This is a genomic window from Stenotrophomonas sp. yr243, assembly GCF_900184195.1.
GTDB lineage: Bacteria > Pseudomonadota > Gammaproteobacteria > Xanthomonadales > Xanthomonadaceae > Stenotrophomonas > Stenotrophomonas lactitubi.
This window is the reverse complement of the sequence record NZ_FXWT01000004.1, coordinates 273,915-298,697: the sequence shown is the minus strand read 5'-3', so window position 1 is coordinate 298,697 and position 24,783 is coordinate 273,915. Positions and strand designations below refer to the sequence as shown.

The window sequence follows — 24,783 nt, the reverse complement described above, 5'->3', positions numbered from 1 at the left end:
GCCCGGCACCTGCAGAGGCCAGAGCCAGAGCCGAAGCAACGGCAACAGCCAAAGCGACGGCGGGCATTCCGTGGGATGGCGGGGTGGGTCCGGTGGCGGGGGACGCCGTAAACCCGTCCCTGGGGGCTTGGCCGCGGCATCCATGCCGCGGACACCCCCGCCACCGGACCCACCCCGCCTTCGACAGACCTCCGCGATCTGTTGGTAGATCCACGCCATGCGTGGATGCTTCTGGTAGTGCCGGCCGCTGGCCGGCAACCAGAGAGATGCCTGCAATCAAACGCCTGAGAGCGAAGCGATCGGCGTTTGATCTTGATTTTTTGTTCTGTCTTTCGTGGCTGGCGCGCGCATGAATCTGTCGGGGGCCGGGCGGGTGGGCTGCGCAGGGGCGTGAGCCGCATGGATGCGGCGACCGAGCTTACAGGGACGTACTTGCAGCGCCCCCTGCGCAGCCCACCCGCCCGGGCCCAACCCCGAAACCTGCTCTAGACGCCAACCACGAGGGGGGCTCCGCCGCTGGCTGCCGACCGCGCGCCAGCGCCGCTCTCCGCCAAATCCCCGAACCATGCACTCGCTCACGGATTGACCACGCAATTGATGACAACGTTGTCCCCACCTGGCGCCGGACTCTCTCCCCGGCCCACCAGGTACCTCCGTCCGCCCCCTCCGTCGCCTTCCCGGGCGATGTCCGGACCCTGCGTTACGTGCGGCGCCGTCGTGGCCCGTGCGCCAACCATCGATCGGAGACACACCATGTACGACCCGCTTGTGCAGAGTGCCGATGTACGCAGTGCCCACCCTTCCCTTCAACGCTGTCGCCCGCGCCGTCTGGCCTGGCTGCTGGCCCTCGCCGGGGCCGTTGCCCTGCCCGGCCTGGCCCAGGCCGCCAGCTGTGCCGGCGTGGCCGAATGGGACCAGGCCAAGATCTACCGGAGTGGCGATACCCTGCAGAAAGGAGGCGTCCTCTACCGGGCGAACCAGGACATCTGGAACGCACCGCCGGACCATCCGGCCGGCGCGCCCTACTACACCAACCTCGGCGCCTGCGACAGCGGCGGGGTCAACCAGCCGCCGGTGGTCAGCCTGACCTCGCCGACCAATGGCGCCAGCTTCAGCGCCGGCAGCACGGTCAACGTGACCGCCAATGCCAGCGATGCGGACGGCAGCGTCAGCAAGGTCGAGTTCTTCCGCGATGGCAGTTCGCTGGGCGTCGACACCAGCGCGCCGTACAGCGCCAGCTGGGCCAACGCCAGCGCCGGCAGCCACACCCTGCGTGCGGTCGCCACCGACAACAACAACGCCACCGCCAGCACCGCGACCATCACCATCACCGTCAACGCGGCCAGTGGCGATACCACCGCACCCAGCGTGCCCGGCGGCCTGGCAGTAGGTACCCGCACCGCCAACAGCATCGCCCTGAGCTGGAGCCCGTCCACCGACAACACCGGTGGCAGCGGCCTGGCCGGCTACGACGTGTACCGCAACGGCAGCCTGGTCGGTTCACCGTCCAGCGCCAGCTATGTCGATGGCGGGCTGACCGCCTCCACCAGCTACAGCTACCGCGTGCGCGCCCGCGACAACGCCGGCAATGCCTCTGCGCAGGGCACGGCAGTCACTGCCAGCACCCTGGCCGGCGACGGTGGCACCACCGGCAAGCGGGTCATCGGCTACTTCACCCAGTGGGGCATCTATGGCCGCAACTACCGGGTCAAGAACATCGACAGCAGCGGTTCGGCCGCGCGCCTGACCCACATCAACTACGCCTTCGGCAACGTGCGCAACAACCGCTGCGAAGTGGGCATCACCCAGGCGTCGGATCCGAACAGCGGTGCCGGTGGCGATGCCTTCGCCGACTACAGCAAGGCCTTCGGTGCCGGCGAAAGCGTGAGCGGCAGCGCCGATACCTGGGACCAGCCGCTGCGTGGCAACTGGAACCAGCTCAAGCAGCTCAAGGCCAAGTACCCGGGCATGAAGGTGCTGATCTCGCTGGGTGGCTGGACCTGGTCGCGCGGCTTCTCCAGCGCGGCGCAGCCGGCCAACCGCCAGGCCTTCGTCGCCTCGTGCATCGACGCCTACATCAAGGGCAACCTGCCGGTGACCGACGGTGCAGGCGGCCCGGGCGCAGCGCTGGGTGTGTTCGACGGCATCGACATCGACTGGGAATACCCGGTGGCCTGCGGTATCGCCTGCGGCACGCCCGAGGACAATGCCAACTTCACCGCGCTGATGGCCGAGTTCCGTCGCCAGCTCGATGCGGTGCGTCCGGGCCTGCTGCTGACGGTGGCGGTCGGCGCCGGCATCGACAAGATCCGCGTCACCGATCCGGCCGCGTACCACCCGTACCTGGACTACATCAACGTGATGACCTACGACTTCCACGGCGCGTGGGATGCGAAGACCAATCACCAGTCGGCGCTGTTCGATTCGCCGAGTGATCCGTCCACCGGCGACCAGAAGCTGTACAACAGCAACGATGCCATCGAGGCCTTCATCACCCGCGGTGTCCCGGCCGCCAAGCTCAACTTGGGCATCGGCTATTACGGGCGCGGCTGGACCGGGGTGACCAATGCCAACAACGGCCTGTACCAGAGCGCCACCGGTGCGGCACCCGGCACGTATGAAGCCGGCATCGAAGACTGGAAGGTGCTGAAGAACCTGGCGTGGCAGGGCTACACCGACAACACCGCCGGTGCCACTTGGATCTACAACGGCAGCACGCTGTGGAGCTTCGATACCCCGGCCAACATCACCCGCAAGATGGGCTATGTGAAGACCCAGGGACTGGGCGGTGCGTTTGTCTGGGAGTTCAGCGGCGACGACGCGCAGGGCACGCTGACCAAGGCGGTCAGTGATGGCTTGAAATAAGCAGACAACCGGGGATGCGACTGGCATCCCCGGTTTCCAACCTGTAGAGCCGAGCCCATGCTCGGCTGATGTGTCCGCAGCCGAGCATGGGCTCGGCTCTACAGAAAAAGGTCAGCGGCGGTCAGCGCTTGGCCGAAAGTTTCTCCAACGCGGCACGCAGCTGCGCCGGCGGCAGGTAGCCGCCGAGCTGGGTGCCATCCGGCGCGAAGATGGCCGGCGTACCGTTCACGCCCAACTGCTGGCCCAGGGCGTACTGCATCGCCACCGGGTTGGTGCAGTTCTTCGCGGCCACCGTGCCACCGCGCTTGGCATTGGTCAGGGCCTGGCGACGATCGGCCGCGCACCAGACCGAGATCATGTCGGTGTAATCCTTGCTGCCCAGCCCCATGCGCGGGAAGGCCAGGTATTCAACGGTGATACCGTTGCGGTTGAGCTCGGCGATGTCCTGGTGCAGCTTGCGGCAGTAGCCGCATTCGATATCGGTGAACACGCTGATGGTGTATTTCGCGTTCGGCGCGGCGAACACGATGCGGTCACCATGATTGGCCTTGGCCAGCAGGTCGCGACGGTAGCCCAGCAGGCCTTCGCTGTTGGCCGGGCTCTTGGCGCGGGTGTCGTAGGGCTGCGACTGGAACAGGTAACGGCCGTCGTCGGAGACGTACAGCAGCTGGCCGGAGACCACCACTTCACGGAAGCCCGGGAAGGGCGCGGCGCCGATGTAGTCCACCTGGAAGCCGGGGTTGAGCTCGGTCAGTGCCTTGCGCACGGCCTGCTCGGCCGGGCCATTGGCCGCGCCGGCAGGACCGGCCTTGGCTGCCGCTGCGGCGGGCGCCTTTGCGGCGGGCGGGGCGGGCTGGGCGCAGGCACTCAGGCTGAGCGCGCCGAACACGGCGGCGATGGCGAATCGGAGCATGGAGCAGTCCGCAGCAGAAAGAAGACTTCGGATTCTGACACAGCCATCCTGAGCGGTCCGCGATGCCGCGCACAGGCCCGGCAGGGTTCAGCCGTGGGCTCAGCCGCGTGGATGATGGCGGGCGTGCAGTTTCTGCAGGTGTTCGCGTGCGACCAGCGTGTAGATCTGGGTGGTGGACAGCGAGCTGTGGCCCAGCAGCATCTGCAGCGCGCGCAGATCGGCGCCACGGTTCAGCAGGTGGGTGGCGAAACTGTGCCGCAGGCCATGCGGGCTGATCCGCGCCGGGTCGATACCGGCCACCACCGCATAGCGCTTGACCAGGTGCCAGAACGCCTGGCGGGTCAAGCCATGCAGGGCCGGTTCGATGAACAAGGGCGTCTGCCCGTCGGCCAGCGCCTGCACCTTGCCCTTGCCCACCAGTTGCGGTCGCGACTGCTGCAGATAGCGTTCCAGCCAATACTGCGACTCCTCGCCCAGCGGCACCAGGCGCTCCTTGCTGCCCTTGCCGGTCACCCGCAGCACGCCCTGGCGCAGATTCACCGCCGTGGCGGGCAGCAGCACCAGCTCGCTCACGCGCAGCCCGGCGGCATACATCAGTTCCAGCATGGCGCGGTCGCGCAGGCCGAGCGGACTGTCGATATCCGGCGCCGCCAGCAGCGCATCGATCTGGCTCTCGGCCAGCGCCTTGGGCAGCAGCCGTGGCAGCTTGGGTGGGTCGAGCAGTGCGCTGGGATCTTCACTGCGTTCGCCACGCCGCACGACATCGGCGAAGAACGCGCGCAGCGCCGACAACAGGCGCGCATTGCTGCGCGGCGACCAGTTGTGGCGGGTGCGCCAGGCCAGGTAATCGAACAGGCCGGCGCGTTCAACACCGGCCAGACCACCGTCGCGCCCATCACACCAGCGCGCCAGGCCTTCAAGGTCGCGGCGGTAGCTGTCCAGCGTGGCGCGGGCCAGGCCGTGCTCGGCCCAGATCGCGTCAAGGAAACGCTGGATGCGCTGGCTGTCCTCACCGCGCAGCTCGGGCAGTTGCTGGACCAGCTGACGACGTTCGGCGGGAGTGGAAGTGGCGGCCATGCACGCAGGATACGAGGCCGACTGCGGGCACGGCCAGCATTGCGTATGCTCGGCACATGTCGAGCCCCGCCACCGATGCGGCCCATGTCGCCGCTGATACGCCCCGCCCGCGCGCGCTGCTGCTGTGGCGCCTGCTGGCGATGATCTATGACGCGTTGCCGGTGCTGGCCTTGTGGATGCTGGCCGGCACCGTTTTCACCCTGGCCTATACGTTCAGCGGCCATGCGCAGCGCGACAACATCGCGCCTTTCAGCGCATGGCAATGGCTGCTGTGGGTAGTGTGCTGGGGCATGACCGGGTGGTATGCCACCGCCAGCTGGCGGCGCGGCGGGCAGACCTTGGGCATGCGCCCGTGGCGCTTGAAGCTGGAATCACGCGATGGCACGCCGTTGCGACGCGGCCAGCTGTGGCTGCGGTTCGCGGTGGGTACGCTGTCGTTGCTGCTGGGCGGGCTGGGCTTCTGGTGGGCGCTGGTGGATCGCCAGCGACTGACCTGGCACGACCGCGCGAGCGCCACGAGGATGCTGCGGATACCAAAGCGCTGACCTGTGCCGATAGCGCCGGGCCATGCCCGGCGGATGCGGGGTATCGCACACCTTCGCCGGGCATGGCCCGGCGCTACCGGAATCAGCCCGATTTGCGCCGGAACAACAATCCGGACACCGCCAGCATCACGATCGGCGGCAGCGCATAGGCAATGCGGTAATCGAACTTCAGCGCACCGGCCATGCGGCCGAAGAACAGCTGCAGCAGCCAGAACGCCAGCGCGAACAGGATGCCCAGGAACAGGCGCTTGCCCATGCCGCCACTGCGCAGCGAACCGAACGCGAACGGCACCGCCGCCAAGCACAGCGCCAGCACATTCAACGGATAGAACCAGCGGCTCCAGTACACATCCTCATAGTCGCGTGCATCCAGCCCGTTGCGCTCGCGGTAGGCGATGCTGGTGCTCAGTTCGGACACGCTCAGGTTGCGCGGCTTGGCGATGCCGGTGGCCAGCGCCCCGGCATCCAGCTTGGAATTCCACGGCTCACGGGCCACTTCCTGGCGCGTTGCCGAACGCTCGCCGAAGGTGTCGCGGCGCACGCCGGTCAGCACCCAGCCGTCCTTGTCATGCTCGGCGGTGGCGGCATGGGTCAAGGTGCCGACCCGCCCGTCCTCGTTGATCCTGTAGAGGCGCACGTCACGCAGAATCAGCCGGGTGCCCTTGTCGCCGACCAGCTGTTCTTCGCCCGTCTGTGCGTTGAGGAAGGTGTCACCCTCGCGCGCCCACAGGCCGGAGTAACGCGCCACCGCCATGTCGGTGCCCCACTTGGCACTCATCTTCAGCGAATCGGCGCGGTTCTGGCCCCAGGGCCCCAGGGTCTCGGCACTGATCACCATCAGCCCGGTCAGCAGCGACAGGGCGATCGCCACCGACACGCTCAGGCGCTTGCGCGACAGGCCCAGCGCGCGCAGCGCGGTCAGCTCCGAGGTCGCGGCCAGCTGGCCTAGGCCCATCAGCGCACCGATCACCGCCGCGGTCGGGAACATCGTGTAGGCCCGGCGCGGCACGGTGTACAGCACCCAGGCTGCAGCATGGCCCAGCGAATAGCCGTTCTTGCCGATGTCCTTGAACTCGCCGGAGAAGGCCATCAGCACGTCCAGGCCGACCAGCACCGCCCAGGTCAGCAGCACGGTACCCAGCACCGCCCGGCCCAGGTACAGATCGAAACGCATCGGTCGCAGCATCATGCGCGGGCTCCATTCGGGCGGGCCATGCGGCCGTCACGCGCGTACATCCAGATCGCCAGTGCCAGCAGCGGCAGGGTCAGCCACCACAGGCCAAGCGCCGGCGGAATCTGGCCATTGGCAATCCAGCCACTGCCGATGAACATAAGGTTGGTGCCAACCATGTAGGCCAGCAGGGCCAGCATCATCCGCCCGTAGCGCTGCTGGCGCGGCGAACTGCGGCCCAGCGGCACGGTCAGCAGGGCGAAGGCCAGCGCGATCAGCGGCGGGGCCAGGCGGCGATGCAGCTGTGCCTGCGCCTCGGGGCGCTTGTCGCCGATCAGCGCGGTGGTCGGCATCAGTTCGGGATCATCACTCTTGCGCGCCTCACTGCCGTCGGGCAGCGCCACGTCGTTGCGGGCGAAGGTCGCCAGACGGTAATCCAGTGCACCGGCGGCCGGCCCTTCCAGCTGGTGGCCATCATCCAGTTCGAGGAAGCGCTGGCGGGCGCCTTCGAAGTACATGCGGCCACCGGCGGCGGACACCACTTCAAGGCGATCCTCCTTCTGCCGCTGCAGGAACACCCGGCCCAGCTGGCTGCCATCGGGGGAGATCGAGGCGACGTAGACCACGCCACCATTGGGCAGCGGGGTGAACCGGCCCGGCTCCAGGCCGGCCATCAGCACGCTGCGGTTGGCGTCCTGGATCATCTGTTCGGCGGTGCGCTGAGCCCAAGGCCCCAGCCACAACGAACAGGCGCCGACCACCGCGATCACCGGCAGCACCAGCAGCAGCAGGGGCTTGAGCAGGCGCTTGGGGCCGACACCAATGGCGGTGATGACCGCCATTTCCGAGTCGCGGTAGAGGCGGGCGATGGCCAGCAGCAGGCCCAGCATCAGTGCCAGCGGCAGGATCAGCGGCATGTAGACGATGAACTGCAGGCCCAGCTGCGAGAACAGCAGCTTGGCCGGCAGCCGCCCGTCGGCGATGTTGCCGAGGATGTCCACCAGCACGCCGCCCACGCTGACCACCAGCAGGACGATCAGGGTAGCCAGGAAACTCTGGACGAAATCGCCCAATAGATAGCGGTCGAGCTTCAACATGGGGCGGTGGTTTAAACTCTCAGGTTCGTTCGCGGTGCCGCCCAGTCTAGCGTCTGGGCGTAAACGGTCCGCGATTGTACGGACTTGCCAATGGAATCTGCTCAATGGCTCTCGAATTCACCCTGAACCACCTCGCTGCGGCTTCGGCCGCCGTTGACTGCCTCGTCGTCGGCGCCTATGCCGACCATACCCTGACTGCGTCCGCGCAGGCACTGGATGCTGCAAGCGGTGGCCGCCTCGCCGCCCTGGCCCAGCGCGGCGACCTGTCCGGCAAGACCGGCGCCACCACCCTGCTGCACGATCTGCCGGGCGTGACCGCCCCGCGCGTGCTGGTGGTCGGCCTCGGCGATGCCGCCCGCTTCGGCGTGCCGCAGTACCTGAAGGCAGTCGGTGATGCCGTGCGCGCGCTGAAGGCCGGCGCTGCGCGCAGCGCACTGTTCACCCTGTCCGAGGTGGCGGTAAAGGACCGCGACGCGGCCTGGGCGATCCGCCAGGCGGTGATTGCCGCCGACCACGCGGCCTACCGCTACACCGCCACCCTGGGCAAGAAGAAGGCCGACGATGCCGGCCTGGCGCAGCTGGCCATCGCCGGTGAGGATGCGCAGGCCCTGGCGCAGGGCCAGGCCATCGCTGCCGGTGTCGAGTTCGCCCGCGAGCTGGGCAACCTGCCGCCGAACTACTGCACCCCGGCCTACCTGGCTGAAGTGGGCGTGAAATTCGCCGGCGAGCATGACGGTGCCGAAGCCGAGATCCTCGACGAGACCCAGATGGAAGCGCTGGGCATGGGCTCGCTGCTGGCCGTGGCCCGTGGCTCGGCCAACCGCCCGCGCCTGGTCGTGCTGAAGTGGAGCAATGGCGGCGACGCCAAGCCCTACGTGCTGGTCGGCAAGGGCATCACCTTCGATACCGGTGGCGTCAACCTGAAGACCCAGGGCGGCATCGAAGAGATGAAGTACGACATGTGCGGTGGCGCCAACGTCATCGGCACCTTCGTCGCCGCGGTCAAGGCCAAGCTGCCGTTGAACCTTGTCGTGGTGGTGCCGGCGGTGGAAAACGCCATCGACGGCAACGCCTACCGTCCGTCCGACGTCATCACCTCGATGTCGGGCAAGACCATCGAAGTCGGCAACACCGACGCCGAAGGCCGCCTGATCCTGTGCGACGCCCTGACCTACGCGCAGCGCTTCGAGCCGCAGGCACTGGTCGACGTGGCCACCCTGACCGGCGCCTGCCTGGTCGCCCTCGGCCACCAGACCGCCGGCCTGATGAGCAAGCATGACGACCTGGCCAACGAGCTGCTGGCCGCCGGCGAACAGGTCTTCGACCGCGCCTGGCGCCTGCCGCTGTGGGACGAATACCAGCCGATGCTGGATTCCAGCTTCGCCGACGTCTACAACATCGGCGGCCGCTGGGCCGGTGCCATCACCGCGGGCTGCTTCCTGTCGCGCTTCGCCGAAGGCCAGCGCTGGGCCCATCTGGACATCGCCGGCGTGGCCAGCGATGAAGGCAAGCGTGGCATGGCCACCGGCCGTCCGGTCGGCTTGCTGAGCCAGTGGTTGCTGGACCAGGTCGCCCGCGCCTGACGCTGTACCTGACCCTGGCCGGCAACCGCCGGCCGGGGCCTCGCCGCTCCAGCCGTCAGCCGGCATGGATCGGCACCTGCCTCACCTGGATGCCGCCATGCCCCGCGCCGACTTCTACCTGATCGCCAAGCCCCGCTTCCTGACCGAGCCACTGCGCCTGGTCTGCGAGCTGGCGCGCAAGGCCAACGACGCCGGGTTGTTCACCCTGGTGCTGGCCCGCGACCAGGCCCAAGCCGAAGAACTCGACGAACTTCTCTGGTCGTTCGACGACGATGCCTACATTCCGCACCAGATCGTGGGTGAGGATGTGGACGAGGAAGAGGCGCTGGTGCTGATCGCCCCGCCCGGTGGCGAGGCGCCCGTGCGGCCGCTGGTGATCAACCTGCGCGACGAGCCCTGGCTGGGCCAATGCGAGCGCGTGCTGGAAGTGGTGCCGGCCGATCCGGAAGCGCGCGAACCGCTGCGCGAGCGCTGGCGCCAGTACAAGACCGCCGGTTACGACCTGAACAAGCACGACATGTAAGCCCTGCGAGGACCCCTTGATGCGCCTGCTGATCGCCCTGATTCTTCCCTGGCTGTCCTTTTTCACCATCGGCCGGCCGTTTGCCGGCATCGTCTGCCTGATCCTGCAGATCACCCTGATCGGCTGGCTGCCTGCCGCGATCTGGGCTGCCTATTCGGTCAGCCAGTACCACACCGACCAGAAGATCCGGCGCACCCTCGGGTCGCGCTGATCTCCCTTCCCGCCTTGATGACTGGTTCCCCCGCATGACCCAACTCGCCTCCAGCTACGACCCGAAGTCCTTCGAGACCGACCTCTACGAGGCCTGGGAGAAGGCCGGCCATTTCAAGCCGTCCGGCAAGGGCGAGCCGTACACCATCCTGCTGCCGCCGCCGAACGTGACCGGCACCCTGCACATGGGCCATGCCTTCCAGCAGACCCTGATGGATGCGCTGGTGCGCTACCACCGCATGCGCGGCTACGACACGCTGTGGCAGGTCGGTACCGACCACGCCGGCATCGCCACCGAGATGGTGGTCAGCCGCAACCTGGCGCTGGAAGGCAACGGTGAGACCCGCGATTCGCTGGGCCGCGAGGGCTTCATCGGCAAGGTGTGGGAGTGGAAGCAGCAGTCCGGCGACATCATCGAACGGCAGATGCGCCGCCTCGGCACCTCGGCCGACTGGTCGCGCAGCACCTTCACCATGGACCCGCAGCCGTCCGAAGCGGTGATCGAAGCCTTCGTGCGCTGGCACGAACAGGGCCTGATCTACCGCGGCCAGCGCCTGGTCAACTGGGACCCGGTGCTGAAGACCGCGATCTCGGACCTGGAAGTGGAGAGCGCCGAGGAAGACGGTTTCCTGTGGTCGATCGCCTACCAGCTGGATGAAGGCCTGAGCTACGAACACGTCGAGCGCGATGCCGACGGCGTCGAGACGCTGCGCGAAACCCGCGATTACCTGGTGGTCGCCACTACGCGTCCGGAAACCCTGCTGGGCGACACCGCGGTGATGGTGCATCCCGAAGACGAGCGCTACCTGCACCTGATCGGCAAGAGCGTGGTGCTGCCGCTGACCGGCCGCCGCGTGCCGGTGATCGCCGACGACTACGTGGACCGTGCGTTCGGTACCGGCGTGGTCAAGGTTACCCCGGCGCATGATTTCAACGATTACCAGGTGGGCGTGCGCCACAGCCTGCCGATGATCAACCTGTTCACCCCGGTGGCCGCGATCAACGACAACGCGCCGGAACGTTTCCAGGGACTGGACCGTTACGACGCGCGCAAGGCCGTGCTGGGTGAACTGGAAGACCTGGGGATCCTGGTCGAGACCAAGGCGCACAAGCTGCAGGTGCCGCGCGGCGACCGTACCGGCCAGGTGATCGAGCCGTACCTGACCGACCAGTGGTTCGTGAAAATGGACGAACTGGCGCGGCGTGGCCTCGAGCTGGTCGAAGACGGTTCTATCGCCTTCGTGCCGCCGAACTGGATCAACACCTACCGCCACTGGATGACCAACATCCAGGATTGGTGCATCAGCCGCCAGCTGTGGTGGGGCCACCGCATTCCCGCTTGGTTCGATGCCGCCACCGGCAACTGCTACGTCGGCCGCAGCGAAGCGGAAGTGCGGGCGAAGCACAATCTCGGCAGCGACGTCGTGCTGAGCCAGGAAAGCGACGTGCTGGAGACCTGGTTCTCCTCGCAGCTGTGGCCGTTCTCCACCCTGGGCTGGCCGAACGAGCAGGCGATGGCCGAGCGCGGATTCGACCGCTACCTGCCGTCGTCGGTGCTGATCACCGGCTTCGACATCATCTTCTTCTGGGTGGCGCGCATGATCATGGCCACCGACAACCTGACCGGCAAAGTGCCGTTCAAGGACGTCTACTTCACCGGCCTGATCCGCGATGGCCAGGGCCAGAAGATGTCCAAGAGCAAGGGCAACGTGCTCGATCCGCTGGACATCATCGACGGCATCACCATCGATGATCTGGTGGCCAAGCGCACCGGCGGGCTGATGCAGCCGCGCATGGTGGAGAAGATCGAGAAGGCCACGCGCAAGGAATTCCCGGACGGCATCGCCGCCCATGGTGCCGATGCACTGCGTTTCACCATCGCCGCGCTGGCCACCCATGGCCGCGACATCAAGTTCGACATGAACCGCGCCGAGGGCTACAAGAATTTCTGCAACAAGCTGTGGAACGCCAGCCGCTTCACGCTGATGAACACCGAAGGTGCGGCGTTCACCGGCGTGCCGACGCCGCGTACCGATGCCGAGCGCTGGATCCTCTCGCGCCTGGCTGCTACCACCGCCGAAGCGCAGGGCCATTTCGCCGCCTATCGCTTCGACCTGCTGGCGCAGTGCCTGTACGAATTCGCCTGGAACGAGTTCTGCGACTGGTTCCTGGAGCTGAGCAAGCCGGCGTTGAATGGCGCCGATGCTGCCGACGCTGACAGCACCCGCCACACCCTGTTGTATGTGCTGGAAGCGCTGCTGCGCCTGCTGCACCCGCTGACCCCGTTCATCACCGAACAGCTGTGGCAGCAGCTGGCCCCGCGCCTGGGCCTGGCCGAAACCACGCTGTCGCTGCGTCCGTACCCGACCGCCGCCGAGTTCGAGGGCGATCATGCGCAGGCCGAGGCTGACGTTGAATGGTTGAAGGCGGTGATCAGTGCCGTGCGCCGCGTGCGCAGCGAACTGAACGTCGCCCCGTCCAAGCTGGTGCCGCTGCGCCTGCTGGCCGGCCTGGAACAGGACCGCGTGCGCATCGAGCGCTTCAGTGCTTCGCTGACTTTCCTGCTGAAGCTGGACAGCATCCAGTGGCTGGCCGATGCACAGAGTGCGCCGCCGGCAGCCGCCGCGATCGTCGGTGAGCTGAAGCTGCTGGTACCGCTGGAAGGCCTGGTTGATCTCGATGCCGAGCGCGCGCGCCTGGACAAGGAGATCAAGCGCGTGGAAGGCGAGCAGGAAAAGAGCGAGACCAAGCTGGCCAAGTTCTCCGACAAGGTGCCGCCGGCGGTGATCGAGCAGGAACGCGTGCGCCTGGTCGACTGGAACAACCAGCTGGCTGGCCTGCGCGAGCAGCGCGCGAAGCTGTAACGCCTCCGTGGTGGGTGCGGACCTTGGTCCGCACCGCTGTGACGTGCCAACCAAGGTTGGCACCTACCAGAACGCCAACCTTGGTTGGCACATTTTCAAGGCTGACGCCGGGCAATGCCCGGCGTTTCATTTTTCCCCGCATGGCATCATCACCCGATGCCACTTTCCATCTTCCTGCTGGTCCTCGCTGCCGCGGCACTGCATGCCAGCTGGAACGCGATCGTCAAACGCGGACCGGACAAATTCCTCGGCACGGTACTGGTCACTGGCAGCGCCGCGCTGTTGTCTGCGCTCGTCCTGCCGTGGCTGCCCCTCCCCGCCGTGGAAAGCTGGCCGTGGCTGGGCGCGTCGGTGCTGCTGCAGGTGACGTACTACGCGTTGGTCGCACGCTGCTACCAACAGGTCGACATGAGCCTGGCGTATCCGATGATGCGCGGCTGCGCGCCAATCCTGGTTGCGTTGGCCGGCGCCGCGCTCGGCGAACGCCTGCCGCCGTCGGCCTGGCTCGGCGTCATCCTGGTGAGTGGCGGCATCCTGTGCATGGCCCGCGGCGCACGCAGCGGCCAGCTGCGGCTGCCGTTGCTGACCGCCGCGATGATCGCCACCTACACGCTGGTCGATGCGCAGGGCGCACGGCTGTCCGGCAATGCGCTGAGCTACACGTTGTGGCTGTTCCTGCTGTCGGGCATTCCGTTGCCGCTGTGGGCGCTGCATCGGCAGCGCGGCAAGTTGCTGGCGTATGCGCGCCAGCACTGGCCGCTGGGCGTGGCCGGCGGCATCGGTACCACCGCATCGTATGCGATGGCGCTGTGGGCGATGACCCAGGTGCCGGTGGCCATGGTGTCGGCGCTGCGCGAATCGTCGATCCTGTTCGCGCTGCTGATCTCGGTGTTCCTGCTACGCGAGCGGGTACCGCGCGCGCGTTGGCTGGCGGCGGCGTTGATCGTCGCTGGCGTGTTGGCGCTGCGGTTGGCATAAACAACCCATCGGTAGCGCCGGGCCATGCCCGGCGAGCGCAGCGGCCACGCGACGCCGATTACAGCGGCGGCATCGTCTCCAGCTCGCCGTCCACCAGTTCGATCGCCATCACCAGTGCATCTTCGCGCCCCTGCGCAGCAGGGTAATAGCGAGGGCGCCGGCCGATCTCGTTGAAGCCTTCGCTGTGATACAGCGCCAGGGCTGGCGTATTGGACGGACGCACTTCCAGGAACACCCGCTGCGCGCCTCGATCACCGGCCAGGCGGACCAGCGCACGCAGCAGCTCACGGCCGAGCCCACGCGACTGCACCAGCGGATCGATGCAGATGTTCAGCACATGTGCTTCATCAGCAGCCAGGCTGAGCACGCCATAGCCGATCAACAGGCCATCGCGCTCCATGGCCAGGCCGGGGTAACCGGCGCGCAGGCAATCCAGGAAAATGCCGCGGGTCCACGGATAGGGATAACCACGCACTTCGATGGCCATCACCGCGTTGAGATCGCTCTCGCGCAGCGCACGCATCGCCACCGGCCCGGGCTGGCTGACCGCACTCATGCGGTTGCGCCCTTGCGCAGCGCGCGCAGCTGCGGCCACAACGCGCGTTTGGCTGCAGGGTCGCGACGCAGTTGTTCCAGCGGCCAGCTTTCCATCAGCGTCTGTGTGGCCGGGTCGTTCGGATTGCAGCCCGACGCTCGCAACAGCGCGATCTGCAGGCGATCAGGCAGGCGCACCAGCGGCTGGCGCGCGTTGCCGGCGGGCAGCGGACGGGCCGCAGCCGGTACGGTATCCGGCGCCGCCACCGGCACGGCAGTGCGTGGTGGCGCGCGCTCGGGCCGAGGTTCCGGCGCCGCGTCACGCTGGCTGGGTGCGTGCTGCATCGATGGTGGCGCCGTGCGCGTCGGCGCGACCGGCGCGGGTGCCGAGGCCGCGGCTTCAGCCACGCTCAGCTGCAATGCCGCGTCCATTTCGGCGGCCAACTGGCCGTCGTGATAGACGGTGTAGCCCATGGCCTGCAGCCAGGCCTGCTGGGCCGGGGACCACAACACGGGCAGGTCCTGGCTCACGCTGCCTCGGGCTTCTTGCGCAGGCGCTGCACGCCCCACATCACCGGGCCTGACAGGGCGTAGAGGATGCCGACGACGAGCAACACGCGTGGCAGGTCGATCACCGCGATAGCGATGCCGATCGGCACCAGCGCCAGCACCAGGAACGGGACGCGGTCTGAACGTGCCCCCTCCTTGGCAGCGCCGCCCTTGAAGCTCCAGAAGCGGATGCGGCTGACCATCAGCAGCGCGGCGACGAGGGTCACCGCCAGCGCCACGAAGCGCAGCTCGTTGCCGTTCCAGCCCAAGGTGCCATCGGCGAAGGCCCACACGAAGGACATCATCAGGCCAGCGGCAGCCGGGCTGGCCAGGCCGACGAACCAGCGCTTGTCGACTACGGCCACCTGGGTGTTGAAGCGGGCCAGGCGCAGCGCCGCGCAGGCGGCGTACAGGAACGCCACGGCCCAGCCCAGGCGACCGACCAGCTCACCGTCGTATTTCAGTTCCGACAGGGACCAGTGGTACATCACCAGCGCCGGCGCCATGCCGAAGCTGACCAGATCGGCCAGCGAGTCGTACTGCACGCCAAACTCGCTGCTGGTGCCGGTCAGGCGCGCGACACGGCCATCGAGGCCATCCATCACCGCCGCCACGAACACGGCGATGCTGGCATTGACGAAATCCCCGTTGGCCGCGGCGATGATGGCGTAGAAGCCAGAGAACAGCCCAGCCGTGGTGAACAGGTTGGGCAGCAGGTAAATCGTGCGCGAGCGCGGCGGCGGTGTGATCGGGTCCATGGAATCCAGTTTAATCGACTTGCCAGCGGTCGGCGCCAATGCTGCAATCGGCGTTCTACGCCCATTCTGCGGAGTTTGCCATGCGTGCCCTGTCCTGCCTGGGATGCCTGCTGCTGTTGGTCAGTACCACTGCGCTGGCCGGCCCCGTCTACAAGTGGAAGGACGCCAAGGGTGTGACCCAGTATTCGGAAACGCCGCCGACCGGGGCCAAATACGAGACCCGAGCCCAGGCCAGGACACCGGCGACGGACGCGGCCCCGGAGCCTGCCGCCGCGCCGGTACCGGAACAATGCAGTACCGCCCGCGCCAACGTGGTGCTGCTGGAGGGCAGCGGCCCGGTGATGCAGGACACCGATGGCGACGGCAAGGCCGATACCGCACTTACCCCTGATCAGCGCAGCGCGCAGAAGGGCCTGGCCGAGGCGGCAATCAAGGCGTACTGCCCACCGGCGGGTTAAGGGGGGATCGGCCGGGCGGCACCCGGCACCCGCGGAGGCAACGGCCGGAGCAACTGCAACGGCGGCTTCCTGGGGGATGGCGGGGCACTGTGGGTTTGCGGGGCCGCCGTGAACCCGTCCATGGGGGCTTGGTCGCCGCATCCATGCGGCTCACACCCCGCAAACCCACAGTGCCCCGCCTTCGACAGATTCCCGGTGGCCAGTAGATCCACGCCATGCGTGGATGAATCTCCATCGAAATCGAATATTTCGAAAATTGATCGAATGAACGAAGAACATCCACGCATGGCGTGGATCTACGGTGTCGACCAAGGTCGACACCCACCAAGAGCAGGCCATGCCATAGAGCAGGCCATGCCATCCAGACAGATTGCAGAAATCTGTCGAAGGCGGGGTGGGTCCGGTTGCGGGGGTGTCCGCGGCATGGATGCCGCGGCCAAGCCCCCATGGATGGGTTTACGGCGTCCCCCGCAACCGGACCCACCCCGCCATCCCGCAGAAATCCCGCTTTTGACGTTGACGTTGATTCGGCGGGTGCCGGGCGCAGCCCGGCCGATACCCCTCCCCCGGCCGGGCTGGCAGAATAGGTGTCTCTGCCGTAAACCGAAGCCGACGATGCGCCTCTCCCAGTTCCACCTGCACACCACCAAGGAAACCCCCAGCGACGCCGAGCTGACCAGCCACCGGCTGATGCTGCGCGCGGGCATGATCCGCAAGCTCGCGTCCGGCCTCTATACCTGGTCGCCGCTGGGCCTGCGCGTGCTGCGCAAGGTCGAACGCATCGTCCGCGAGGAAATGGACCGTGCCGGTGCCGTCGAATTCCAGATTCCGACCATCCAGCCGAAGGAACTGTGGGAGCAGACCGGCCGCTGGCAGAAGTTCGGCCCGCAGCTGCTGAAGATCAAGGACCGCAAGGAACAGACCTTCTGCTACAGCCCCACCGCCGAAGAAGCGGCCTGCGATTTCGCGCGCAGCGAATTGTCCAGCTACAAGCAGCTGCCGGTGAACTTCTACCAGATCCAGACCAAGTTCCGCGACGAGATCCGCCCGCGCTTCGGTGTGATGCGCGCGCGCGAGTTCCTGATGAAGGACGCCTATTCGTTCCACCTGCACGACGAAGACCTCGTGCGTGAGTACGAAAACATGAAGGTGGCCTACAGCCGCATCTTCACCCGCCTGGGTCTGGACTTCCGCATGGTGCAGGCCGATTCCGGTGCGATCGGCGGTGACGCCTCGCAGGAATTCCACGTGATCGCCGATTCCGGTGAAGACGCGCTGGTGTTCTCCACCGGTTCGGACTACGCCGCCAACATGGAAGCGGCCATTGCCGCCGATCCGGCCGCGCGCGCTGCGGCCAGCGAAGCGCTGCGCAAGGTCGAGACCCCGATCCAGAAAACCTGCGAAGACGTTGCCGCCCTGCTCGGCATCGACCTGCAGCGCACCGTGAAGTCGGTGGCGCTGATCGCCGGTGAAGGCAAGGCACAGCAGTTCGTGCTGGTGCTGGTGCGTGGCGACCACGAGGTCAATGAGATCAAGCTGGGCAAGGTTGCCGGCCTGGACGAACAGCGTTTTGCCAGCGAAGCAGAGATCGCCGACTACCTCGGCAGCGTGCCGGGCTTCCTCGGTCCGGTCGCGCCGGCCAAGCCGATCCGCGTGGTCGCCGATCGCGAAGTGGCGGCGATGTCCGACTTCGTCGTGGGTGCCAACGAGGCCGGTTTCCACCTGGCTGGCGTCAACTGGGGCCGCGACCTGGCGGAACCGGAAGTGGCGGACATCCGCAACGTGCGTGCCGGTGATCGTGCGCTGGATGGCGGCGAACTGAAAATCGCCCGCGGCATCGAAGTCGGCCACGTGTTCCAGCTGGGCCGCACCTATGCGAAGGCGCTCGATGCCACCGTGCTGGACGAGAACGGCAAGGCTGCGGTGATGACGATGGGCTGCTACGGCATCGGCATTTCGCGCGTGGTCGCCGCCGCGATCGAACAGAACCACGATGACGCCGGCATCATCTGGCCCGACGCGATGGCGCCGTGGCAGGTGGTGGTCTGCGTGATCAATCCGAAGGGCGACGCGGGCGTGGCCGATGCGGCTGCAGGTCTGCTGCAGGAGCTGCGCGACGCCGGTCTGGATGCCGCACTGGACGACCGCGGCCTGCGCCCGGGCGCGATGTTTGCCGATATGGAACTGATCGGCATCCCGCACCGCGTGGTGGTCAGCGAGCGCGGCCTGGCCGCAGGCACCTTCGAGTACCGCTCGCGTCGGGCGGCCGAAGCGGAGAGCCTGGACAAGGCCACCCTGCTGCAGCGCCTGCAGGATTGATCGGAAAAGACCGGGGTATACCCCGGTCTTTTTTTGCCGGATGGCCGGCTCCCGGAAAATCGCAGCGGACATAATCCGGTCAAAATGGTCGCAACCGGGCCAGCCAGCCGACAGACGGTGACCGCAACTGTTTGTGCTGGGATTAATTCCTCATTACTCTGTCCCGCGACGCCACGGACCGGCTCGTCCCTGTCCCTAAATTAGTTTCTGGAGTAATCGTTGATGAGCATCGACCTGACCGGCCTGTCGGCACGTGAGCTGGGCGCATTGATCCGCACAGCCAAGAAGCAGCAGACCATCGTCGCCAAGCGTCGCCCGATCACCAAGGTCCGTGCCCAGCTGAGCAAGCTGGCCAAGACCGAGGGTTACACCATCGAGGAACTGTTCGGTGGTGAACCCGCACCGCGCGCGCGCAAGGTCGCCAAGGCCACCAAGGCCCCGTCCAAGACCGCCGGCCGCAAGCTGGGCAAGGTTGCACCGAAGTACCGCAACCCGGCCAACCCGAAGGAAACCTGGACCGGTCGTGGCAAGCAGCCGCGCTGGATGGCCGAGCTGACCGCCAAGGGCAGCAAGAAGCCGGAAGATTTCCTGATCAAGAAGGCCTGAGGCCAGATCGGGTCGCAATGAAAAACGCCGGCGAAAGCCGGCGTTTTTTTGGGGTAGCGCCGGGCCATGCCCGGCGAGCGCAGCGGTTGGTTTCCCGATCCGCCGGGCATGGCCCGGCGCTACCGCCCCGATCACAGCGTCTTGCGCGCCGGCATCAGCAGGTTGCCGAACAGCAGGCCGGCGACCAGCGCCATCACCACGTTCAACACGGTCAGGAACACGCTCTGGCCTGCGCCCACGTCCTGTTGCTGGACCAGGGTCAGCACGCCGCGCAGGCTGGTGCTGCCAGGCACCATCATGATGATGCCCGGCAGGCGGATGATCGCGCCGGGACGGCCGACCACGCGCCCGAACAGGTTGCCGCCGGCGGTCAGCAGCATCGCCGACAGGAAGATGCCGGCCGGCGTACCCCAGGCATGACCACCAAACTTGGAGATCGCGTAACCGGCCACCGAGGCGGCGATCACCCACGGATAGTCGCGACGATTGGCCTTGAACAACATCGCGAAGGCGAACGCCGCCGTCAGCAGCGAGCCCCACTCCACCCACGGCCCCTGTGGCCGTGAGGCACGGATCATCGGGTCCAGCCCCAGCACATCGGCCAGGGTCACTGCGATCATCGCGCCGACACTGAGCTTCATGATCGTGGTCAACGCGCCGGCAAAGCGCGCGGTGCCGGACACCCAATGCTGGCTGGCCAGTTCATTGACCGCATTGGTCAGTGACATGCCAGGCAGCAGCACCACCAGCGAGGCGATGATCACCGTATTGAGGTTCAGCGCGCCCACGAAGGTGGCAACCACGGTGGCGACCAGGCCGGCCAGCAGCGCCGCCAGTGCTTCGGCCGCTTCGCGGCTGGCCGGGCGCTTGTCGGTGACCATGCCGAGCAGGCCGATCAACAGGCCGATGACGCCAGCGGTGGCGATATCCAGCCACGGCAGCTTCCACATGCCCGCCACGCCCGCCGCACCGAGGGTGAAGGACAGGATGGTGCGCAGCTTGCCGCGCCGGCCCGGATCCTTGTCCAGCTGGCGCAGCGCGGTGTGACCCTGGGCGATGCTCATGCGGCCATTGGCCACTTCTTCAGCGATCCCGTCAGCCACGCTGAGCTTGTGCAGGTCGTTCTCGCCGGGTGCCAGCCGGATCACCCGGGTGATGTCGCTGGAGCCGATGGCCTGCGCCGGGTCGCTGAAACTGAGGATGATGCCGGTGGGGTTCGACCACGGTTCACAATCCAGATCGAGCTGGCGGGCCAATGCAACCACCGCCGCTTCCAGGCGCTGGGCCGTTGTGCCGTAGCTGTGCAGGCGGCCGGCGATCTCGGAAACGAAGGCCACGCGCTGCGCGTAGGTGGCCTGGGGCGTGGGGATCGTGTGAGCGTCTACGGACATGCGCCGTAGTATTACCTACGTCAGGCTCTGCTGGAGAAATTCATCCTGGTTCGACGCGACGTGCAATTCAGAACGGTTATGCTGCGACCCGAATGGCCCCCATGACCCCGACCCACGCCCCCCAGCTCGAACAGGACGCTCAGGATCCGGGACTGATCCGGCTGTCCGGCCACTGGACCCTGAAGACCGCGCTGGCCGCGGCCGAAGTGCTGCGTGGCGTTCCGGACACGCTGACCGGCATCGACGCCACCGGCATCGAGCTGCTCGACTCGGCCGGCGTGCTGCAGGTGCTGCGCGTCGCCCATCGTGCCGATCTCGGTGAGCACGCGCTGCAGTTCCGCCCGGACCACCAGGCGCTGGTGTGCACCATCGAAGAAGTGGCCGACGACCGTCCGAAGCCGAAGCGCGACTTCGGCGTGCTGGCGGCACTGGAGCGGCTGGGGGTCAGCGTCCATGCCACGGGCCACAACATCAAGGCGCTGTGCAGCTTCCTCGGTGAGAACCTGGTCAAGGCCGCACGCCTGGTCAAGGAACCTCGACGTTTCCGCCTGACCGCGACCGTCCATCAAATGGAGCAGGTCGGGCTGGATGCGGTGCCACTGGTGGCGCTGTTGTCCTATCTGGTCGGTGCGGTGATCGCCTTCCTCGGCTCGACCATCCTGCGCGATTTCGGCGCGGAGATCTTCGTGGTCGAACTGGTCAACATCGCCTTCCTGCGCGAATTCGCCGTGCTGCTGACCGCGATCGTGCTGGCCGGCCGCACCGCCAGTGCCTTCACTGCGCAGATCGGTGCGATGAAGGCACGCGAGGAAATCGATGCGATGCGCACCCTGGGGCTCGACCCCATCGACCTGCTGGTGCTGCCGCGCCTGGTCGCGCTGCTGGTGACCCTGCCGCTGCTGACCTTCATCGCAATGGTCGCCGGCTTGGCCGGCGGCATCACCGTCGGCGCGTTCGATCTGGATATTCCGCCGCAGATGTACATCGCGCGCATGCACGACACGATGGAAGTGCGGCACATGCTGGTGGGCCTGTCCAAGGCGCCGGTATTTGCGCTGGTGATCGGCCTGATCGGTTGCCTGGAAGGCCTGAAGGTCGAAGGCACCGCACAGTCGGTCGGCGAGCGCACCACCTCCAGCGTGGTGCAGACGATCTCGCTGGTGATCATCATCGACGCCTTCGCGGCGTTGTGGTTCATGCACATGGACTGGTGACATGAGCACGCATCCGATCCCCGAAGAAGTGCCCATGCAGGACGACGACGGCCACGACCTGGCCATCCGCGTGCGCGGGCTGGTCAACCGCTTTGGCAGCCAGACCGTGCACGAAGGGCTGGACCTGGACGTGCGCCGTGGCGAGATCCTTGGCGTGGTGGGTGGTTCGGGCACCGGCAAATCGGTGCTGATGCGCTCGATCCTGGGCCTGCGCGTGCCGGATGAAGGGCAGATCGAAGTGCTCGGCCGCGACGCGCGTGCCGACGACGCCGAGAGCCGCCTGCACATCGAACGCAATACCGGCGTGCTGTTCCAGGACGGCGCCCTGTTCTCGTCGCTGACCGTGGGCGAAAACGTGCAGGTGCCGCTGAAGGAACATCACCGCGAACTGCCCGAGCGCTGGCACTACGAGCTGGCCCTGCTGAAGGTGAAACTGGCCGGTCTGCCCGCCGATGCCATCAACAAGCTGCCCTCGCAGCTGTCTGGCGGCATGCGCAAGCGCGCCGGCCTGGCACGTGCGCTGGCGCTGGATCCGCCGCTGCTGTTCCTGGATGAACCCACCGCCGGGCTGGACCCGATCGGTGCGGCCGCGTTCGACCGTCTGATCAAGACCCTGCAGGAAGCGCTGGGGCTGACCGTGTTCCTGATCACCCACGACCTGGACACGCTGTATGCGATCTGCGACCGGGTGGCGGTCATCGCCGACCGCAAGGTGGTGGCCAATGCGCCACTGCCGGACATCGAGAGACTGGATCATCCGTGGATCCAGGAATACTTCCACGGACCCCGCGCGCGCGCCGCGCGTGGCGAACAGATCGAGAGTGCCTGAGCCATGGAAACAAAAGCCAACTACGTGCTGATCGGCGCGTTCACCCTGATCACCGGCCTGGCCCTGCTGGCCTTCGGCCTGTGGGCCGCCAAGTACTCCTCCGACCGTACCTGGCAGGAATACCGGGTGGTGTTCCGCGAAGCGGTGACCGGCCTGTCGGTCGGCAGCCCGGTGCAGTACAACGGCATCGCGGTGGGCTCGATCACCGAACTGAACCTGGTACCGGACGATCCGCGCCAGGTGGTCGCGCGCATCCGCCTGAACTCGACCACCCCGGTCAAGACCGATACCCGCGCCAAGCTGGCGATCACCAGCCTGACCGGCCCGTCGATCATCCAGCTCAGCGGCGGCACGCCGCAGTCGCCGGCACTGACCACGGTCAACAAGGACCCGGCACCGATCATCCCGACCACGCCGTCAGCGCTGCAGAACATCACCGACGTGGCCAACCGCATCGTCGAGCGCATGGACCAGATCCTCAGCGACCGCAACGTCGCCTCGATCAACGCCACGTTGGCCAATCTGGAAACGATCAGTGGCGGCCTGGCCGACCGCGACCAGGGCACGCAGTCGCTGCTGCTCAGCGCGCGCGATGCCGCGCGCAGCCTGGACGCCACCCTGAAGACCACCAACGGCACCATCGAGCGCCTGGACAAGAACCTGGTGCAGCAGCTGCCGGGCATCATCGACAAGCTCGACGCCACCCTGGCCAAGCTTGATTCGGCCGCCGGCAATGCCGATTCGATCCTTGGCGAGAATCGCGCCGCCATCAACAGCTTCGCCAATGACGGCCTCGGCCAGCTCGGCCCGACGCTGGGTGAACTGCGTGGCTTGATCCGCGACCTGCGCCGGGTCAGCGACCGCCTCGAGAACAACCCCGCGCGCTATTTGCTCGGCCGCGACGCCCCGAAGGAGTTCGAACCCAAATGAGCCCGACCACCCTTCCGCGCCTGTTGCTGGCCGCGTCGCTGGCCACCCTGCTGGGTGGCTGCTCGATCCTCGGCAGCGGCGACAAGAATCCCGTCACCCTGTATTCCCCCGCCGTGCAGGTCAAGGTCGACCCCAGCTGGCCGCAGGCCGACTGGCAACTGGTGCTGGCCAAGCCCAGCGCTGCGCGCATGGTCGACAGCCCGCGCATCAACGTGCGGCCGACGCCGTCGGAGCTGGAGATCTACAAGGGCGCCAGCTGGGCACAGCCGGCCACCGACATGATCGAGGACACCCTGCTGCGTGGCTTCGAGGATTCCGGCCGCATCCACGGCGTGGCCCGCGTCGCCGCCGGCATCCGCGCCGACTACAAGCTGTCGACCGACATCCGTCGCTTCGAATCGGACTACCAGGGCCAGGCAACGCCGACGGTCGTCATCGAGATCAACGCCAAGCTGATCGACGTGACCAACCAGCGGGTGGTCGCCGACCGAACCTTCCGTCAGCTGCAGCCGGTGGGCAGCACTGATGTGTCGGCGGTGGCCGCCGCCTTCGAGCGTGGCCTGCAGCAGGTAGCGCAGGACGTGGTGGGCTGGACGCTGACCAGCGGGCAGAACGACAAGCAGGCGCTGAAGCGCTGATCGGTTTCCGCTGATTGCGCCGGGCCCGGGCTGCGAAACGGGTAGATCCACGCCATGCGTGGATGAATCGTCCGGGACCTGCGTCAGGTCCGCGGCGTGATCCAGCGGAACGTCAGGTTGATGCGTTCACCCTGCACCCGGGCCATCTTCGGTAGCGCGTGCTGGTAGTGGCGCTGGGTAGCGCCGCCCATCAACAGCAGGTCGCCATGACCGAGCAGGAATTCCGCCTTGCGCATGGTGTCATCGCGGCGGCGCAGCAGGAATCGTCGCGCCGCTCCGAGGCTCAACGAAGCAATCAGCGGCGCCGGCCCCAGCTCCGGCTCGTCATCGCTGTGCCAGCCCATGTAGTCGGTACCGTCGCGATAGCGGTTGAGCAGTACGCTGTTGAATCGACCCACGCCCTCGAGCTGCAGCCGGTCGCGCAGCGCGGACAGCATTGGCAGCCATGGATGGGGCACGAACTCGGCACCTGAATAGCGATAACGCGCCTGCGGATCGCCGATCCAGCAGCTCAACCGCGGTGAATCCACCCAGTTGCCGAACATGCGGATGCGGTGGGTTTCCCAGGGGATTTCGGCTTGCAGCGCCTGCTGCAGGGCATCAGCTTCAGGCCTAGCCAGCCAGCTTGGAAGGTGCCGTACTTCAGCATCGGGAAGGAGGGTCGGGAACAGCATGCGCCATGCCTGCAGCTGAAATCGACTCCAGATTGCCTGATTTGCCCGCTTCAGTCA

Annotated in this window: 23 protein-coding genes; 14 read left to right on the top strand and 9 right to left on the bottom strand. The window is 67.0% G+C overall.

The features are described 5' to 3' along the window. The first annotated feature begins 753 nt into the window (after positions 1–753). Entirely contained in the window at positions 754–2,865 is a 2,112-nt protein-coding gene (locus tag QOL57_RS18350) for a glycosyl hydrolase family 18 protein (RefSeq protein WP_089238673.1), read from the top strand. 121 nt (positions 2,866–2,986) lie between these two features. Here QOL57_RS18350 and QOL57_RS18345 read toward each other — a convergent pair whose 3' ends face one another. After that, the gene (locus QOL57_RS18345; protein ID WP_089238671.1) at positions 2,987–3,778 is read right to left on the bottom strand and encodes a DsbC family protein; all 792 of its coding nucleotides are present in this window, start codon (positions 3,776–3,778) and stop codon (positions 2,987–2,989) included. A gap of 99 nt (positions 3,779–3,877) precedes the next feature. Further along, positions 3,878–4,855 (bottom strand): site-specific tyrosine recombinase XerD, encoded by a 978-nt coding sequence (gene xerD / locus QOL57_RS18340; RefSeq protein ID WP_089238669.1) that lies wholly within the window; start codon positions 4,853–4,855, stop codon positions 3,878–3,880. Positions 4,856–4,911: 56 nt separating this feature from the next. Between xerD and QOL57_RS18335 the strand changes: the two genes are divergently transcribed. Next, positions 4,912–5,400, top strand: a complete 489-nt coding sequence (locus tag QOL57_RS18335; protein ID WP_089238667.1) for an RDD family protein — start codon at positions 4,912–4,914, stop codon at positions 5,398–5,400. 82 nt (positions 5,401–5,482) lie between these two features. On the opposite strand, the gene lptG is transcribed toward QOL57_RS18335, so the two are convergent. Together lptG and lptF are read right to left on the bottom strand one after the other, a co-directional pair. Next, positions 5,483–6,589: an LPS export ABC transporter permease LptG gene (gene lptG / locus QOL57_RS18330; protein ID WP_089238665.1), complete on the bottom strand. Its 1,107-nt coding sequence runs from the start codon at positions 6,587–6,589 to the stop codon at positions 5,483–5,485. Further along, positions 6,586–7,668, bottom strand: coding sequence for an LPS export ABC transporter permease LptF (gene lptF, locus QOL57_RS18325; RefSeq protein WP_089238663.1), 1,083 nt, complete (start codon positions 7,666–7,668; stop codon positions 6,586–6,588). Before lptF ends, lptG begins: the two co-directional genes overlap by 4 nt. Before the next feature lie 104 nt (positions 7,669–7,772). Here lptF and QOL57_RS18320 point away from each other — a divergent pair, with 104 nt between their 5' ends. The 5 genes from QOL57_RS18320 to QOL57_RS18300 all read left to right on the top strand — a co-directional run bounded on the left by QOL57_RS18320 (position 7,773) and on the right by QOL57_RS18300 (position 13,826). Continuing rightward, on the top strand, positions 7,773–9,251 hold the full coding sequence (locus QOL57_RS18320; RefSeq protein ID WP_089238661.1) for a leucyl aminopeptidase: 1,479 nt from the start codon (positions 7,773–7,775) through the stop codon (positions 9,249–9,251). A gap of 97 nt (positions 9,252–9,348) precedes the next feature. Further along, positions 9,349–9,774 carry a DNA polymerase III subunit chi gene (locus QOL57_RS18315; RefSeq protein ID WP_025879359.1) on the top strand — a complete coding sequence of 142 codons (426 nt, stop codon included), beginning with the start codon at positions 9,349–9,351 and terminating at the stop codon, positions 9,772–9,774. 19 nt (positions 9,775–9,793) lie between these two features. Then, the gene (locus QOL57_RS18310; protein WP_025879360.1) at positions 9,794–9,985 is read left to right on the top strand and encodes a YqaE/Pmp3 family membrane protein; all 192 of its coding nucleotides are present in this window, start codon (positions 9,794–9,796) and stop codon (positions 9,983–9,985) included. 34 nt (positions 9,986–10,019) lie between these two features. Continuing rightward, the gene (locus tag QOL57_RS18305; protein ID WP_089238659.1) at positions 10,020–12,848 is read left to right on the top strand and encodes a valine--tRNA ligase; all 2,829 of its coding nucleotides are present in this window, start codon (positions 10,020–10,022) and stop codon (positions 12,846–12,848) included. A 156-nt stretch (positions 12,849–13,004) separates the two neighbouring features. Further along, positions 13,005–13,826 (top strand): EamA family transporter, encoded by an 822-nt coding sequence (locus QOL57_RS18300; RefSeq protein WP_089238657.1) that lies wholly within the window; start codon positions 13,005–13,007, stop codon positions 13,824–13,826. 58 nt (positions 13,827–13,884) lie between these two features. Here QOL57_RS18300 and rimI read toward each other — a convergent pair whose 3' ends face one another. From rimI to pssA, 3 genes are read right to left on the bottom strand one after another with little or no spacing between them, the layout of a single operon-like run. Further along, on the bottom strand, positions 13,885–14,382 hold the full coding sequence (rimI, locus tag QOL57_RS18295; RefSeq protein WP_089238655.1) for a ribosomal protein S18-alanine N-acetyltransferase: 498 nt from the start codon (positions 14,380–14,382) through the stop codon (positions 13,885–13,887). Next, entirely contained in the window at positions 14,379–14,834 is a 456-nt protein-coding gene (locus tag QOL57_RS18290) for a hypothetical protein (protein ID WP_176429882.1), read from the bottom strand. Before QOL57_RS18290 ends, rimI begins: the two co-directional genes overlap by 4 nt. Positions 14,835–14,887: 53 nt before the next feature. Continuing rightward, the gene (gene pssA / locus QOL57_RS18285) at positions 14,888–15,667 is read right to left on the bottom strand and encodes a CDP-diacylglycerol--serine O-phosphatidyltransferase (RefSeq protein WP_089238651.1); all 780 of its coding nucleotides are present in this window, start codon (positions 15,665–15,667) and stop codon (positions 14,888–14,890) included. Between the two features lie 80 nt (positions 15,668–15,747). Between pssA and QOL57_RS18280 the strand changes: the two genes are divergently transcribed. The 3 genes from QOL57_RS18280 to QOL57_RS18270 all read left to right on the top strand — a co-directional run bounded on the left by QOL57_RS18280 (position 15,748) and on the right by QOL57_RS18270 (position 19,050). Next, entirely contained in the window at positions 15,748–16,125 is a 378-nt protein-coding gene (locus tag QOL57_RS18280) for a DUF4124 domain-containing protein (RefSeq protein WP_089241170.1), read from the top strand. Between the two features lie 615 nt (positions 16,126–16,740). Further along, positions 16,741–18,444, top strand: coding sequence for a proline--tRNA ligase (locus QOL57_RS18275; protein ID WP_089238649.1), 1,704 nt, complete (start codon positions 16,741–16,743; stop codon positions 18,442–18,444). Positions 18,445–18,666: 222 nt separating this feature from the next. After that, on the top strand, positions 18,667–19,050 hold the full coding sequence (locus QOL57_RS18270) for an H-NS histone family protein (protein ID WP_089238647.1): 384 nt from the start codon (positions 18,667–18,669) through the stop codon (positions 19,048–19,050). Between the two features lie 131 nt (positions 19,051–19,181). Here the strand turns inward: QOL57_RS18270 and QOL57_RS18265 are convergent, their stop codons facing one another. Beyond that, a complete protein-coding gene (locus tag QOL57_RS18265; RefSeq protein ID WP_089238645.1) occupies positions 19,182–20,441 on the bottom strand; it encodes a threonine/serine exporter family protein in 1,260 nt (419 codons plus the stop codon). Positions 20,442–20,533: 92 nt separating this feature from the next. Between QOL57_RS18265 and QOL57_RS18260 the strand changes: the two genes are divergently transcribed. The 4 genes from QOL57_RS18260 to QOL57_RS18245 are packed head-to-tail and all read left to right on the top strand — an operon-like array spanning position 20,534 to position 24,052. Then, complete coding sequence (locus tag QOL57_RS18260) at positions 20,534–21,655, top strand: ABC transporter permease (protein ID WP_176429855.1); 1,122 nt, start codon at positions 20,534–20,536, stop codon at positions 21,653–21,655. 1 nt (position 21,656) lies between these two features. After that, a complete protein-coding gene (locus tag QOL57_RS18255) occupies positions 21,657–22,484 on the top strand; it encodes an ABC transporter ATP-binding protein (protein WP_089238641.1) in 828 nt (275 codons plus the stop codon). Between the two features lie 3 nt (positions 22,485–22,487). Continuing rightward, the gene (locus QOL57_RS18250) at positions 22,488–23,414 is read left to right on the top strand and encodes an MlaD family protein (RefSeq protein WP_025878489.1); all 927 of its coding nucleotides are present in this window, start codon (positions 22,488–22,490) and stop codon (positions 23,412–23,414) included. After that, positions 23,411–24,052: an ABC-type transport auxiliary lipoprotein family protein gene (locus tag QOL57_RS18245; RefSeq protein ID WP_033830299.1), complete on the top strand. Its 642-nt coding sequence runs from the start codon at positions 23,411–23,413 to the stop codon at positions 24,050–24,052. The genes QOL57_RS18250 and QOL57_RS18245 overlap by 4 nt, the downstream gene beginning before the upstream one ends. An 83-nt stretch (positions 24,053–24,135) precedes the next feature. Here the strand turns inward: QOL57_RS18245 and QOL57_RS18240 are convergent, their stop codons facing one another. Continuing rightward, the gene (locus QOL57_RS18240; protein ID WP_089238639.1) at positions 24,136–24,726 is read right to left on the bottom strand and encodes an alpha-ketoglutarate-dependent dioxygenase AlkB; all 591 of its coding nucleotides are present in this window, start codon (positions 24,724–24,726) and stop codon (positions 24,136–24,138) included. Between the last annotated feature and the right edge of the window lie 57 nt (positions 24,727–24,783).

Coding starts and splice junctions, on each gene's coding strand:
- QOL57_RS18240 (WP_089238639.1), bottom strand. CDS start 24,726: ATGCTGTTCCCGACCCTCCTTCCCGATGCTGAAGTACGGCACCTTCCA.
- QOL57_RS18250 (WP_025878489.1), top strand. CDS start 22,488: ATGGAAACAAAAGCCAACTACGTGCTGATCGGCGCGTTCACCCTGATC.
- QOL57_RS18305 (WP_089238659.1), top strand. CDS start 10,020: ATGACCCAACTCGCCTCCAGCTACGACCCGAAGTCCTTCGAGACCGAC.
- QOL57_RS18255 (WP_089238641.1), top strand. CDS start 21,657: ATGAGCACGCATCCGATCCCCGAAGAAGTGCCCATGCAGGACGACGAC.
- QOL57_RS18335 (WP_089238667.1), top strand. CDS start 4,912: ATGTCGAGCCCCGCCACCGATGCGGCCCATGTCGCCGCTGATACGCCC.
- QOL57_RS18315 (WP_025879359.1), top strand. CDS start 9,349: ATGCCCCGCGCCGACTTCTACCTGATCGCCAAGCCCCGCTTCCTGACC.
- QOL57_RS18260 (WP_176429855.1), top strand. CDS start 20,534: ATGGCCCCCATGACCCCGACCCACGCCCCCCAGCTCGAACAGGACGCT.
- QOL57_RS18300 (WP_089238657.1), top strand. CDS start 13,005: ATGCCACTTTCCATCTTCCTGCTGGTCCTCGCTGCCGCGGCACTGCAT.
- rimI (WP_089238655.1), bottom strand. CDS start 14,382: ATGAGTGCGGTCAGCCAGCCCGGGCCGGTGGCGATGCGTGCGCTGCGC.
- QOL57_RS18270 (WP_089238647.1), top strand. CDS start 18,667: ATGAGCATCGACCTGACCGGCCTGTCGGCACGTGAGCTGGGCGCATTG.
- lptG (WP_089238665.1), bottom strand. CDS start 6,589: ATGATGCTGCGACCGATGCGTTTCGATCTGTACCTGGGCCGGGCGGTG.
- QOL57_RS18245 (WP_033830299.1), top strand. CDS start 23,411: ATGAGCCCGACCACCCTTCCGCGCCTGTTGCTGGCCGCGTCGCTGGCC.
- pssA (WP_089238651.1), bottom strand. CDS start 15,667: ATGGACCCGATCACACCGCCGCCGCGCTCGCGCACGATTTACCTGCTG.
- QOL57_RS18290 (WP_176429882.1), bottom strand. CDS start 14,834: ATGGGCTACACCGTCTATCACGACGGCCAGTTGGCCGCCGAAATGGAC.
- QOL57_RS18280 (WP_089241170.1), top strand. CDS start 15,748: ATGCGTGCCCTGTCCTGCCTGGGATGCCTGCTGCTGTTGGTCAGTACC.
- xerD (WP_089238669.1), bottom strand. CDS start 4,855: ATGGCCGCCACTTCCACTCCCGCCGAACGTCGTCAGCTGGTCCAGCAA.
- QOL57_RS18275 (WP_089238649.1), top strand. CDS start 16,741: ATGCGCCTCTCCCAGTTCCACCTGCACACCACCAAGGAAACCCCCAGC.
- QOL57_RS18345 (WP_089238671.1), bottom strand. CDS start 3,778: ATGCTCCGATTCGCCATCGCCGCCGTGTTCGGCGCGCTCAGCCTGAGT.
- QOL57_RS18310 (WP_025879360.1), top strand. CDS start 9,794: ATGCGCCTGCTGATCGCCCTGATTCTTCCCTGGCTGTCCTTTTTCACC.
- lptF (WP_089238663.1), bottom strand. CDS start 7,668: ATGTTGAAGCTCGACCGCTATCTATTGGGCGATTTCGTCCAGAGTTTC.
- QOL57_RS18265 (WP_089238645.1), bottom strand. CDS start 20,441: ATGTCCGTAGACGCTCACACGATCCCCACGCCCCAGGCCACCTACGCG.
- QOL57_RS18350 (WP_089238673.1), top strand. CDS start 754: ATGTACGACCCGCTTGTGCAGAGTGCCGATGTACGCAGTGCCCACCCT.
- QOL57_RS18320 (WP_089238661.1), top strand. CDS start 7,773: ATGGCTCTCGAATTCACCCTGAACCACCTCGCTGCGGCTTCGGCCGCC.